Genomic DNA, 13,411 nt, shown 5'->3' with positions numbered 1-13,411 from the left:
CGTCTACACATATTTCAGCAACAAAAATGTGACGTAGATTCAACTTAAGGAAGTCGCACACAGCGTTTATTGGGGGTAATTGCGCTTGCGTCGCAAATCGCCGCCGAGTGTTATTTAAATATTAAATAGCGGTAAAGCCGCTCTTGATGAGCGGCCCTCTGGAATAATGGATCCAATATATTGACACGGTGTCATAGTTCAATATTAAAGAGCCACCACCGGCACTATTAAAGTGCATGTCCCCCATTACCGGGGCAGGCTCCAACCGCACTTGTTTAACGCGCCGATTAATACTTCGTCGGCAAGTCCGGGCACCGTGACGCCGTCTTCAGTGGTCATGTCCTCGCCCGCCAGGATCGCGTTGATGATCGCCTCCTCCACCGCCTCTGCAGCGGCACTGAACAACGGCGAAATATGGTCGTTGTTGACCATGCGCAACACGCTGCTGAGTGCCAGGTCCTTGCGCCCGTAATCTGCCGGTGGCAACCCGTGATTACCGGTGGCGAAGGCCAGGAACAGGTCGCCACTGGAATCCTCGGTGCCGCCGCCGGTGCGCGCGATACCGATGGACGCGCGTTGCGCCAGGCGCTGGCATTGATGGGGCAACAACGGCGCATCGGTGGCGATGATGACCACGATCGAACCCATGCCCGGCGTGCCGCGCTCGGCGAACGGCGAGGGTATGTCCATCAACTGGCGCCCCACCGGGTAGCCATCCACGCGCAGCTCCTGGCGCTTGCCATGGTTGGCCTGCACCAGCACACCGACGGTCCAGCCGCCCTGCTCCTCTGGCACACGCCGGGAGGCGGTGCCGATACCGCCCTTGAACTCATGGCAGATCATGCCGGTGCCGCCGCCGACGGCGCCCTCTTGCACCGGCCCGCCCTCGGCCGCCTCCAGCGCCTGGCGCACATGTTCTGGCTTGACGTGCTGGCCCCAGATATCGTTGAGCAGGCCGTCGTAGGTTTCCATCACCACCGGCATGCACCAGTACACCGCCGGGTCCGCCAGGCGCTCGCGCTCCAGGGCGATCAGGCTGTCGCGCACAATCCCGATGCTGTGGGTGTTGGTGATGGCGATCGGCGTGGTCAGCAGCCCCGCTTCGCTGATCCACTCAAGGCCGGTGGCGTCGCCGTTGCCGTTGAGCACGTGGTAGCCGGCGAAACACGGTTGCTGGCGTGCCTCCCCGGCGCGCGGCTGGATCACGCTGACGCCGGTGCGCACCTGTTTGCCGTCGACACTCGCCTTGAGCGTGGCGTGGCCCACGCGGACGCCGGGAACATCGGTGATGGCATTCAATTCGCCGGGCGTGCCCAGCCCCAACGTAATGCCCAATTGACGTGCACGCATACCCACTCCTTACAATTTCTGATACGCCGGACTCGTCCGGCCACTGATGCAATACAAAATCACCGACAAGGCCAACAAGCCGATGATGATCATGATGTCGCGCACCGACGCCGCCGCGATCAGGGTCACCAGCAGGTAGCCGGCGCCCAGTACCGCCAGCACTGCCGGCAGCGGCCATAACGGCATGCGATACGGATGCTCGCGATCACGCAGCAGCACCCGGCTCATCAGCGCGCTCAACGCCACCACCAGGTACACCAGGATGATCAGCAATACACTGAAGGACGTCAGGTCCGCCAGGTTCGAACTGAAACTCAGCAGCGCCGAAGGGATGGCCAGAAACAATGTCGCCAGCCATGGAGAGTCCCAGCGCGGGTGGATACGTGTAAACAGCGCGTTGATACGCGGCGTCCACAGGGCATCACGGCCGCTGCTGAACACCACGCGGCCAATCTGGATGACGATGGCGACAATCGCGTTGAACACCGACAGGAAGATCCCGGCGCTGACCAGACGTGACAGGGTTTCATTGCCGTGGCTGCTCAGCAGATAGCCAATCGGGTCGGGGCTGCTGATCATCGCGCTCAGCGACGGCGCGCCGATCAACAACGCCGTGATCGGCACCAGTTCGATCACCACCACCAGCCCCAGCGACCACAGCACCGCCTTGTGTACGCCTTTGCCACCGCACTTCATGTCTTCGGCCAGCAATACCGCCGGACCATAGCCATTGAACGAGAACAGGCCGATGCCCACGGCGCCGATCACCAACGCCCAGGGCGCCAGGTGCAGCACGCCGTTTTCGACGATCTGCGGCTGGAACAGCACGCTGGCCGGCTGCGCCGGGTTGCCAAAGCCGATAAACACGATCACCAGCAAGGCCGCCACTTCCAGCAGCAGGCACGTGCCGGTAATCCAGGCATTGAGCTTGATATTGAGGATACCCAGGGCGTAGCTGCACACCACGATGACCAGGGCCACGGTTTGCGAATCGAATGTTGTGCCCAGTGCATTATTCAGGTACGTCGCGGCGCCGGTGGCCAGTACCGGCGGGATAAACAACAGCATCACCAACACCGTAAGAAATGTCGCGTAACCGGCCATGCCGCCAAACACTCGTTTGGCATACACATATTCACCACCGGCGCTGTTATGGGCGCGACCGAGTTCGGCGTAACAGAAGGCGAACATCAGCGCGAGCAAGGCGGCCATCACAAACGCCAGGAACACACCACTGCCCGCCTGCTGGATGGCAAAGGGTGCAATCACGAATACCGAGCTGGCCGGCGTGACTGCCGAAACCGTGATGGCTACCACATCGAACACACTCAGGGTTGGCTTGAGCACGCCGTCTGGCGCGGGGGAAGCACTCATATCGTTATCCTCTATCGTTGTTTTTGGTAGGAGGCAGAAACGAAAAAAGTCAGGCGCTTGCGAGATATGTTTCTCGCTGGATGACGGAAAAGTAAACGCTGTGTTTATTCAGGCCAATTCCCCTATTGGCGTACTCCCCTTGACGATACGCGGCAAAAGCCGAACCCTTGGCCGATCTATTGAGGGCTGGAGCCGTGTTTATGAGCCTGTTCAGAGAGGTCGGCATGCATGCTGGCCTGGGCCGCACCGTCGCACACCTGGGCAGCGAGCGCTTCTGGAAACAGCTGGTGCTGTTGCTGCACCAATGCCTGCCGTTCGATAACGCCCTGGCGATTTTTTATCCCCTCGATGGTCCGCCCCTGGCCCTGGAAGAGTTTGACGCCCAGCCCAGCAGCAAACCGGCCTCGATGCTGGTGTACCTCAATGGCCTGTACCTGATCGACCCGTTTTACCAGGCTTACCGCGAAGGTTATGCCAGCGGCGTGTATCGCCTGGAGGAAGTGGCACCGGACCATTTTCGCCAGAGTGAATACTTCCTCAACTACTTCCACGACAACGTGCTGGAAGACGAGGTGCAATTCATTCTGCAATTGCCGGGTACGGGGACGCTGTCGTTATCGCTGGGCATGCAGCGGCGCTTCAACTTTGAAGAAACCGGGTTAATGACCACACTGGCGGCCTGGGTGCTGCCGCTGATGCAGCAGCACTGGCAGCAAAGCACCCAGCGTGCACCGGCGATGGACACGCAAATTCGCGATGCGCTGAGCCATTTTGGCAGCGGTGTGCTGTCGGAACGCGAGCTGGAAGTGGCGCGCCTGGTATTGCGCGGGTTCTCGTCCAAGGCCATGGCCGAGCGTTTGAAGATCTCGCCGGACACCGTGAAGGTGCACCGGCGACACCTGTACGCAAAGCTGGATATTTCGTCACAGCCGGAACTGTTTTCGTTGTTTATCCAGTCGTTGGGGCATGATCTGGAAAATCCCTGAAAACCGGGACGCGGAGCGTCCCTGGCTGCATTCCCACGCAGAGCGTGGGAACGATCAAACAGGGGGCTCAGTGTGACGCCTAGCGCCCGGTACGAATGGTGTTCCACACCCGCGTGCGAATCCGGTCGATGTTCAGTGGCATTGCTTCCAGTGCAAACAACTTGCCCATCATTTCCGGGCTCGGGTACACCTTGGTGTCGGCCTTGATTGCAGGGTCTACCAGGCTGTCAGCCGCCGCGTTGCCGTTGGCGTAGTGCACGTAGTTGGTGATGCTGGCCATCACTTCCGGGCGCAGCAGGTAGTTCATGAACGCGTAGCCGGCTTTTTCGTTCGGGGCATCGGCGGGCATGGCGACCATGTCGAACCAGATGGCGGCGCCTTCCTTGGGAATGTTGTAGCCGATGTTCACGCCGTTCCTGGCTTCCTTGGCGCGGCTTTCTGCCTGCAGGATGTCGCCGGAGAAGCCGACGGCCACGCAAATGTCGCCATTGGCCAGGTCAGCGGTGTATTTCGAGGAGTGGAAGTAGGCCACATACGGGCGCACTTTCATCAGCAGCTCTTCAGCCTTTTTGTAGTCCTCGGCCTTCTTGCTGTGGGGCGGCAGGCCCAGGTAGTTGAGCGCCGCCGGCAGCAGTTCCGGGCCGTTGTCGAGAATCGCCACGCCACATTTTTGCAGCTTGGCCATGTTCTCGGGTTTGAAAATCAGGTCCCAGGAGTCGACGGGCGCGTTATCGCCGAGCACCGCCTTGACCTTGTCGATGTTGTAGCCGATGCCGGTGCTGCCCCACAGGTAGGGGAAACCATGCTCGTTGCCCGGGTCGTTGTTTTGCAGGGCCTTGAGCAACACCGGGTTGAGGTTTTTCCAGTTCGGCAGCTGGCTTTTATCGAGCTTTTTAAGGGCGCCGCCCTGGATCTGCCGGGCCATGAAGTGGTTGGAGGGGAACACCACGTCATAGCCGGATTTGCCGGTCATCAACTTGCCGTCGAGGGTTTCGTTGCTGTCGTATACGTCGTAGGTGAAACCGATACCGGTTTCTTTCTGGAAGTTCTTGGTGGTGTCCGGCGCGATGTAGTCCGACCAGTTGTAGATCTTCACCGTCTCGGCGGCCTGGCTGATAGCGGCCACCCACATCAAGGGCAACAGGGCAATGGCTTTCATGGTTCGATTTCCTGGCGGTTTTAGGGCTGTTTTTATGGCAGGCGATCAAGGATCAAAGCGTTACAGCATCAATACGTAGGTCTTGCGCACGGTTTCTTGAATGTCCCAGATGCCGGTGCTGTTGGCCGGCAACATCAGTGCATCGCCGGCTTGTAGGTGAACGACTTCGCCGTTGTCCGGCGTGAAGGTGCAGCGGCCCTGGATGAAGTGGCAAAACTCCTGGGATTTGATCTGCCGACGCCAGCGGCCTGGCGTGCATTGCCAGATGCCGGTTTCGACGCCATCGCTGCGCTCAACACTTAAGGTCGAGGCCACGGCGATGGGCTCGCCCAAGGGCACGGCCACCGGTGAGGAGTCCGGCAGGTGGGCATTCAGCGCGTCTTTGAAGTGAGTGATGCTCATGGGTTTTCCCGTGTGAGTGAAACGTCTCAGTGCATGAAACCTTCCATGAACCCGGCCACGCCGGTCGCCAATTTGCGCCGCCACGGCGCGCTGTTGGGGTTGGCCAACACGTGGTCTTCATGGACAAAACTGCGGATGATCGCGTTGTAACCCAGCCAGCGGCAGGGCTCGGGCTCCCAGGCCTTGAGCGCGTCCAGGCCACGCTCGCGGATAACCCAGGGCTGGGTGGTCAGCGGCGTATCGAGGCCCAGAATCATGTCGGCCAACGTACGACCACCGAGGTTGGTGGCGCCGACGCCCTCCCCGCCATAACCGCCGGACAGCGCGATGCCGGTGGTGTGATCGCAGAGCATGTGCGGCCGGAAGTTGCGCGACATGCCGAGGTTGCCGCCCCAGGAGTGGGTAATCCTTGCGTGTTTGAGCTGTGGGAAGAGTTCGCTGAACAGGTAGCGACGCAGCTCCACTTCGTCGGTGCTCAGGTCGAAGTTATGGCGCAGCCTGCCGGCGAACTGATAGCCGCCGCGGGCGCCGAATATCAGGCGGTCATCGGCCGAACGCTGGCCGTAGGTGACCTGGCGACTGCTTTCGCCAAAGGCCTGGCCCCGGTTCAAGCCAATCTCATCCCAGGTGCTGGCCGGCAATGGTTCGGTGGCGACCATCAGGCTTTGCACGGGTAATTGATAGCGCCCCAATGGCGGCAACGTGGTGGCGTAACCCTCGACCGCCGGCACCACCCACGCGGCGCGCACGCTGGCGTTGGCCGTGCGCACGCTGCCGGACTGCCAATGGGTGACGGGGCTGTTCTCATAGATCGTCACGCCCATGCTCTCCACCACTCGCGCCAGGCCGCGTACCAGTTTGGCCGGGTTGATGGTTGCGACATGGGGCGCATAGATACCGCCATACGGCTTGGCGATGCGGATTTGCTCGGCCAGCTGTTGCGGGCTCAGCCAGCGGTAGTCCGCTTCGGTGAGGCCCTGGGCGTGGAGCGTGTCCAGGTATCGGCGCAGGCTGCCTTCCTGCTCCGGGTAACGCGCCGCGCAGTACAGCACGCCGCCCTTGCGGTAGTCGCAGTCGATGCCTTCACGGGCCAGCACTTGGGCAACCTCGTCGGGGATGCCATGCAACAGGTCAAACGAGGCGCGCCGTTGTGTCGGTGACAGGCCGGCCAGCAGGCGGTCTTCGCCCAACAGGTTGCCCATCAGCCAGCCGCCATTGCGGCCAGACGCACCGAAGCCTGCGGTCTGCGCTTCGATAATCGCGATCTTCAGCTCCGGGGCCTGGCGCTTGAGGTAGTAGGCGGTCCACAACCCGGTATAGCCGGCGCCGATAATCGCCACATTGACGTCCAGGTCGTGCGCAAGGGACGGCCGCGCCACCAGCGGGTCGTCCAACTGGTCCATCCATAAACTGATGTTGCGCCATGCCGGCATGCCAAGCTCCCCAACCTCATTTCGATAGGCTGGATCCTAGAGCGCGGCGTTATGGGCTGTCTTGCGCGCGTGCACGCAGAGAAATTTGTTTGACGTAGGCCTTGGGCGATTGCCCGGTGTGCTGGCGGAACGCGCTGTAGAACGCCGACAGCGAATTAAAACCGGCGGCAAAGGCCAGGTCATCGACCTTTATCGGCGGCACAACCTTGTCCAGCGCAGCCAGCAGGTGTTGGAGCCGGGCCTGGTTGACGTAACGGTAGAAGCTCTGCCCCAGCACCTGGTTGAGCAGGTAGGAAATCTGGTTGCGGCTGTAGCCACACTCATTGGCCACACGTTGCAGGTCCAGCTCCGGGTCGAGATAGGGTTGCTTGAGTTCGAAGTACTGCTGCAGATCGTTGGCCATATGCCCCAATTGTTGGGGCGACAGGCCCAGGCGGCTGACTGTCGGGCGCAGGGTTTGGGTCGGCTGCTCATGCACCAGGGAGGCGTACTCGTTGACGCGCCAGATCAGCCCATCGCGCACGGTGATTGCCTCACTGGTGCGAAATGACACCAGGCCCTGGCCGCCGCGCAGCGTAATGCGGTACTGGATAAACGCGGTGTCGCCGTCGGCGCGAATACGGTCGATGTGCTCGATCGCCTCGTCGGCGCCACGCGGCATGCTGGCTTGCAGGTACTCGCGCAACTCGGCCTGACCTATCACGCGGTTTTGGAAGAAGTCGTGGTACTGAATGTCGGGGTGGTAGTAGGACATCACGCCATCCAGGTCGCGATGGCGCCAGCACAGGTGATGGCGCAACACCAGATCGCCGGTGGCTTGGGTTTGTTCGCACTCTTCACTCAAGACGGGCGGCATGGAAGGCTCTGCGGCGGGAATGCCTGGGAGATTGCCGAATTTGCCGGCGGCATTCAATGGTCAATTGGAACTTCTGACTAGTGGCCTTTTGCCTAGTCATGAGTAAGACATGACCCATGTCATATAATCGCGAAAGAACTGCCGAACGGCCCCTAAAAAGTCACCGCGCGCTTGCGAACGAATGCTATTTTGAACTTCTTGATGCCACGACCAGTGAAGGTCATGGCCCCCTGCCGCGAGCTAAAGGAAGCGCTCAATGAACAAGGTGGGCAACATGAACAAAGTGACATTTCCCAATGCCTGCCAACTGATGCGCTGGCACTTTCATCCGATGGGCTTCGAGGGGAGCATGGACGCGCCCGGCAGCATGGTCGCCCGCCTGTTCGACCGGGCCAGCGGCGAGACGTTGATCGCGATTGCCGGCATTCCTTGCGCCACGGTGATGAATGCGGCGGATGTGGAGCGCATTATCGAAGCGGTGGAGGATGAGCTGGAGTGTTTTGTGCCGCCGCTGTCGTTGCGGGCCTAACGCTCATTTATAAGGCGATGACTATCTAATGTGGGAGCGGGCTTGCTCGCGAAGGCGTTTTGTCAGTTGATACATCTGTCACTGATACTCCGCTTTCGCGAGCAAGCCCGCTCCCACATTGGGAATTGTGTATAGCTGCTAGCTGCGTCGGTCATCAAAAAACGCCTTGCGCCCATCAACCCGCTCCGAAGCCCTTGGCACATTCACGCCCTGGCCTTCCGGCTTCTCCACATACCAATAGCAGTGGCTCACCGCGCGGGTAATCCCGACATACGCCAGGCGCAGCACTTCGTCTTTCTGCGCGCTGTCGTAGGGTTCGCTGTCGCCGTCCTTGCCCAGGCCCGCCATGCGGTAAACCTGGTTTTTGTAAGGCGAGCTGGTGACGTGCTGGCAATCCCCAAGCAGGAAAACAGCGTCCGCTTGCAGGCCCTTGGCACTGTGATAGGTCAGCTGTTTGAGCCGGCGGTCTTGTGGCGGCAAGCTGGAATCTACATTAACTACAGACTGAATATGCTCTTGTATCAATAACTTATCGCTACTTTTTCGATAAAGCATTAGCACTGTATTACCGCGTTGATAGTGCTCCAGCAACTGCCGCCCCAGTGCGGCATCGTCCCGCTCCAGTACCACCACGGGCTGCAAAGCCTTGGGCTCGCCACTGGCCTTGGCCTTCTTGCCGGGGATCGCCGGGGCTGCGCGCACCACATGTTCGGCGGCGTCGATGATGTGCTGGTGGCTGCGGTAATTCTCGCTGAGCATCACGCGGGTGGTGCCGGGCGACGGGAATTCCTGGTTGAACGCCATGAAGTACTGGGGTGAACTGCCGCGCCAGCCATAGATCGACTGCCAGTCATCGCCCACGCACAGCAAGGACGAGCGTTGCGCGCCACGCCCCACATGCATCGCCGGGCCACGGCTGCGGATCTCGCGCAGGCTGGCGCGAATCCACGAGACGATCTGCGGCGAAACGTCCTGAAACTCGTCGATCATCAGGTGCGACATCGGCCGCAGCAGTGGATCGCTGAGCAGTTTGAGGTTTTCCGGGGTGTTCTCACCGAACAGCGAGAACATGCGGTTATAGGTCATGATCGGCGGCGATTGATCGAGCAAGTGATCTTCCAGCGCCTTCCAGAAAATGCTCAAGGCTTCAAAGTAGCCGCGGTCCGGGTCGTCCTTGGCGAAGCTCATTTGGCCAACGGCCGTGGGCACATCCAGCCCGAGGTTCTCGATAAACCCGGCAGCCATGACGAAACTGTCCAGCAGCGGCGCCGAGGCCAACTCGCCCTTGACCTTGTAATCAAAGCCAGGCCCGGCGCTGGCGTCGCCCGCCAGGCTGCTTAAAAGGCGCTTTGATGACTCGTAGTTATCCAGCCATATCAATGGCTTGCGACAGAAAGCTTGAAACAGGGTGCGTTTAACCGCCCACTCGGCCCGCACCGAAAGCTTTGAATTGGGCCGGCTGATCTGAGGGTTTTCCCGCGGATCAAAACCCAGCACCACCCAGGCATCCAGATCCGGGATGTAGCCGTGGCTGTGAAACAGCGCACCATTGATTTCGAAGGTCTGGCGACTCGGTTCTATGCCCTTGATCGGCCAGGCGCCAGCACGAAACCACAGGTCCTCGATCACATCGCAGAGTTCTTCATCGCGCTTGGCCGCCAGTTCGGTGACGGCGATACGCTTCTGCACGTCGGGGTGGTCACGCTCCAGTTCCTTGAGTTGCAGGCCATGGCGGGCCAGCGGTGCGATCAGCTCGCGAAAGCGTGCATGGCGGCCATGCAGGCGGTGATAACAGGTGTTCATCTGCTGGCGCTGGGCGTCACTGATACGCAGGTCGAAGGGGTTGCTGTCGGCATCCTCGAAACCGCTGCTGAGGTTTTCAAACGCTTGCAGCCGCTCAAAGCCTGGCAGGCTGCGCACCATCGGCAGAATGCGTGAATGAAAGGTGCGCACCACGGCCTGAGCTTCTTTGAAATCAAGAGGCTGGCCCCACAGGCCAAGAATTTCCATGAGCTTGTTGATGAAGTCTTTGCGCGATTCGCGGGTGAAGGTCACCACGGTCATCGAGCTCAGCTCAAAGCCCAGATAGTGGCTCAGCAAGAGGATGCGCAGCACCAGCGAGGTGGACTTACCCGCCCCGGCACCGGCAATCACCGAGGTCGAAGGGGTATCACTGAAGATCATCTTCCACTGCGCGGCACTGGGCTGGGCGTGAGCCGGCAGCAAGCGTGCTACGTCAGCCTTCATGCGTTTTTTGACGTCGGCCGTGAGCGGCAGGCGCCAATCGTCGAACAGGCTGTCATCCACACCCGGCGCGCGGTGCTCGTCCGGGCGAAAGTCGCGGATCAGCAACACCTGGCGCCCTTCCTCGATCCCGTCGGCCTTGCCCTCGCGGTAGCCATATTCCACGCCGGCTTCGTGCCCGCTGCGAAAGCCGTCCGCCTGGCCGTGCAGCCAGGAAAACCGATGCTGGGCACGCAAGCGCGTCAGGCCATGGCCAAACAAACGGGCGGCGAGCCGTTTCAGCAGGGGCATTTCTGCCAGGGGACGCAGTTCGGGGGGCAGATCAGGCGTTTGTTGCGGCACGCGGACTCCAGCGATGAGGTTGGTTCTGGCGAAGGTGCCATGGTCGCCGGAATCGGCGCGCAGTTCCAGCCAATTGCTTTGTTGTCATGCAGTTAGGCGATGAAGTAAAAGTCAAAACGCCAGCAATCAATCGAATAAACAGATTGGAATCCGGCATTTTTTACGCTTTTTATCGATCATGTGCTGTTGGATGATAGCCACCATCCACAGGAGACCCATCATGCTCGAACTTCGACCTTTCACTACCCTGGGCGACGCCCATCATGGCTGGCTCGATGCCCATCATCACTTTTCCTTCGCCGAGTACCACGACCCCAAGCGCATGCACTGGGGCAACCTGCGGGTGTGGAACGACGACATCATTGCGCCCGGCACGGGCTTCCCGCAGCACCCGCATCGCGACATGGAAATCATCACCTATGTGCGTGAAGGCGCGATCAGCCATGCCGACAACCTCGGCAACAAAGGCCGCACCGAAGCGGGTGACGTACAGGTCATGAGTGCCGGCACCGGGATTGCCCACAGCGAATACAACCTGGAAGCCACGCCGGCCAAGATCTTCCAGATCTGGATTATCCCGAATGAGGCCGGGCTGCCGCCTTCCTGGGGTGCCAAGCCGTTTCCCAAGGGCAATCGTGAGGGCTTTGTGACCCTGGCCAGTGGCAAGGCCGGTGACACTGAGAGCTTGCGCATTCGGGCGGACGCACGTCTGGTGGCGGCTAACCTGAAGGCTGGGGAAAACGCCGAGTATCGGCTGGACAGCGGGCGCCGGGCGTATCTGGTGCCGGCGACGGGGGTGATTGAAGTCAATGGCCTGCGTGCGCAAGCGCGAGACGGTGTGGCGGTGGAAGATGAGCAGGTGTTGCGGGTGACAGCGGTTGAAGACAGCGAAATCGTGTTAGTAGACCTGGCCTGACCTTCAGCCCGAACCCAACAAACTGTGGGAGCTGGCTTGCCTGCGATGCGCACAACTCGGTACATCAGGTACACAGAGTTGATGCTATCGCAGGCAAGCCAGCTCCCACATTGCGTCAGTTGGCGCTGATGGCGCCATCTACCAGCACCTGCGCCTCTTCCACCAACTGCTTGAGGTGGTCTTCACCCACAAAGCTTTCGGCGTAGATCTTGTAGATGTCCTCGGTGCCCGATGGGCGTGCGGCGAACCAGCCGTTTTTGGTCATCACCTTCAAACCACCGATTGCCTGGTTGTTACCCGGCGCATGGCTGAGGATCTGCTCGATGCTTTCCCCGGCCAGTTGCGTGGAGGTGACCTGCGCAGGCGACAGCTTGCCCAGCAGCGCTTTCTGCGCCGGGGTCGCCTTGGCGTCGACACGAATCGCGAACGGCTCGCCCAGCGCATCCGTCAGGCCACGGTAGATCTGGCTGGGGTCCTGGCCTTTGCGCGAGGTCATTTCGGCCGCCAGCAGAGCCGGGATCAAGCCGTCTTTGTCGGTGCTCCAGACCGTGCCGTCCTTGCGCAGGAACGAGGCACCGGCGCTTTCTTCGCCGCCAAAACCCAGCGAGCCTTCGAACAGGCCATCGGCAAACCACTTGAAGCCGACTGGCACCTCAAACAGGCGCCGGCCGATACGCGCCGCAACGCGATCGATCAAGCCGCTGCTGACCACGGTCTTGCCCAAGGCTGCGTCGGCGCGCCACTCTGGGCGGTTCTGGAACAGGTAATCAATCGACACCGCGAGGTAGTTGTTCGGTGCCAGCAGGCCGCCGGATGGCGTCACGATGCCGTGGCGGTCGTGGTCCGGGTCGCAGGCGAAGGCGACGTCGAAACGCTCCTTGAGGCCGATCAAGCCTTGCATCGCATAGCTGGAGGACGGGTCCATGCGGATCTGGCCGTCCCAGTCGACGCTCATGAAGCGGAACGTCGAGTCGACCTCGGTGTTCACCACGTCCAGGTTCAAACGGTAGTGCTCGGCAATCGCCGACCAGTAGCGCACCCCTGCTCCGCCCAACGGATCCACGCCCAGGCGCAGGTCGGCGCTGCGGATGGCGTCCATGTCGATCACATTGACCAGGTCGGCCACGTAGCTGTTGAGGTAGTCATGGCGATGGGTGGTATCGGCCTTGAGCGCCTGGGCGTGGGTAATGCGTTTAACCCCGGCCAGCTTGTTGGCCAGCAGCTCATTGGCCTTGGCTTCGATCCACTTGGTAACGTGCGTATCGGCCGGGCCGCCATTGGGCGGGTTGTACTTGTAGCCGCCGCTTTGTGGCGGGTTGTGCGACGGCGTAATCACGATACCGTCTGCCAGGCCGCTGGTACGGCCACGGTTGTAGCAGATGATGGCGTGGGAAATGGCCGGGGTCGGCGTGTATTCATCGCCTTCGGCCAGCATCACGTGTACGCCGTTGGCGGCCAGCACTTCCAGCGCGCTGGCGCCTGCGGGGGTCGACAGCGCGTGGGTGTCCAGGCCGACGAACAAGGGCCCGTTGATGCCCTGGGCTTCACGGTACAGGCAGATGGCCTGGCTGATAGCAAGCACGTGCCATTCGTTGAAACTCAGCTCGAACGAGCTGCCACGGTGCCCGGAAGTACCAAAGGCCACGCGCTGGGTGGAGATCGCTGCATCAGGCTGGCCGGTGTAATAGGCCGTGACCAGTCGCGGGATATCCACCAGCAATTGAGCTGGCGCCGGCTTGCCCGCAAAAGGACTGATTGTCATGCATAAACCTCGAAGAAGAAGGATTCGGAAAAAATGACAGTTTACTGAGAGTTGGACT

The 13,411-nt window shown here is 60.7% G+C and carries 11 protein-coding genes; 3 read left to right on the top strand and 8 right to left on the bottom strand.

Annotated features, from left to right (window positions below):
* Positions 1–246 precede the first annotated feature (246 nt).
* Together ASE80_RS17050 and ASE80_RS17045 are read right to left on the bottom strand one after the other, a co-directional pair.
* Positions 247–1,350 (bottom strand): DmpA family aminopeptidase, encoded by a 1,104-nt coding sequence (locus tag ASE80_RS17050; RefSeq protein ID WP_056859962.1) that lies wholly within the window; start codon positions 1,348–1,350, stop codon positions 247–249.
* Between the two features lie 9 nt (positions 1,351–1,359).
* Positions 1,360–2,724, bottom strand: a complete 1,365-nt coding sequence (locus ASE80_RS17045; protein ID WP_056859961.1) for an APC family permease — start codon at positions 2,722–2,724, stop codon at positions 1,360–1,362.
* A gap of 200 nt (positions 2,725–2,924) precedes the next feature.
* On the opposite strand from ASE80_RS17045, the gene ASE80_RS17040 reads away from it, so the two are divergent.
* Positions 2,925–3,710: a helix-turn-helix transcriptional regulator gene (locus tag ASE80_RS17040; RefSeq protein WP_056859960.1), complete on the top strand. Its 786-nt coding sequence runs from the start codon at positions 2,925–2,927 to the stop codon at positions 3,708–3,710.
* Positions 3,711–3,789: 79 nt separating this feature from the next.
* On the opposite strand, the gene ASE80_RS17035 is transcribed toward ASE80_RS17040, so the two are convergent.
* Genes ASE80_RS17035 through ASE80_RS17020 form a run of 4 tightly spaced genes read right to left on the bottom strand, consistent with a single transcriptional unit; the run spans position 3,790 to position 7,560 of the window.
* Positions 3,790–4,869, bottom strand: coding sequence for a polyamine ABC transporter substrate-binding protein (locus ASE80_RS17035; RefSeq protein WP_056859959.1), 1,080 nt, complete (start codon positions 4,867–4,869; stop codon positions 3,790–3,792).
* Between the two features lie 60 nt (positions 4,870–4,929).
* Positions 4,930–5,271 carry a cupin domain-containing protein gene (locus ASE80_RS17030; protein WP_056859958.1) on the bottom strand — a complete coding sequence of 114 codons (342 nt, stop codon included), beginning with the start codon at positions 5,269–5,271 and terminating at the stop codon, positions 4,930–4,932.
* A gap of 26 nt (positions 5,272–5,297) precedes the next feature.
* Positions 5,298–6,704, bottom strand: a complete 1,407-nt coding sequence (locus ASE80_RS17025; RefSeq protein WP_056859957.1) for an NAD(P)/FAD-dependent oxidoreductase — start codon at positions 6,702–6,704, stop codon at positions 5,298–5,300.
* Between the two features lie 49 nt (positions 6,705–6,753).
* Positions 6,754–7,560 (bottom strand): helix-turn-helix transcriptional regulator, encoded by an 807-nt coding sequence (locus ASE80_RS17020; protein ID WP_056859956.1) that lies wholly within the window; start codon positions 7,558–7,560, stop codon positions 6,754–6,756.
* Positions 7,561–7,816: 256 nt separating this feature from the next.
* On the opposite strand from ASE80_RS17020, the gene ASE80_RS17015 reads away from it, so the two are divergent.
* Positions 7,817–8,089, top strand: coding sequence for a DUF1652 domain-containing protein (locus ASE80_RS17015; RefSeq protein ID WP_026013572.1), 273 nt, complete (start codon positions 7,817–7,819; stop codon positions 8,087–8,089).
* A 138-nt stretch (positions 8,090–8,227) separates the two neighbouring features.
* Here the strand turns inward: ASE80_RS17015 and ASE80_RS17010 are convergent, their stop codons facing one another.
* Positions 8,228–10,675, bottom strand: coding sequence for a UvrD-helicase domain-containing protein (locus ASE80_RS17010; RefSeq protein WP_056859955.1), 2,448 nt, complete (start codon positions 10,673–10,675; stop codon positions 8,228–8,230).
* Positions 10,676–10,895: 220 nt separating this feature from the next.
* On the opposite strand from ASE80_RS17010, the gene ASE80_RS17005 reads away from it, so the two are divergent.
* The gene (locus ASE80_RS17005; protein ID WP_056859954.1) at positions 10,896–11,591 is read left to right on the top strand and encodes a pirin family protein; all 696 of its coding nucleotides are present in this window, start codon (positions 10,896–10,898) and stop codon (positions 11,589–11,591) included.
* Between the two features lie 115 nt (positions 11,592–11,706).
* On the opposite strand, the gene pgm is transcribed toward ASE80_RS17005, so the two are convergent.
* Positions 11,707–13,353, bottom strand: coding sequence for a phosphoglucomutase (alpha-D-glucose-1,6-bisphosphate-dependent) (pgm, locus tag ASE80_RS17000; protein ID WP_056859953.1), 1,647 nt, complete (start codon positions 13,351–13,353; stop codon positions 11,707–11,709).
* Positions 13,354–13,411 lie beyond the last annotated feature (58 nt).

This window comes from Pseudomonas sp. Leaf15 (genome assembly GCF_001421425.1).
GTDB lineage: Bacteria > Pseudomonadota > Gammaproteobacteria > Pseudomonadales > Pseudomonadaceae > Aquipseudomonas > Aquipseudomonas salomonii.
Note: the sequence above shows the minus strand (reverse complement) of the source record. Positions and strands in the feature narration are given on the sequence as shown.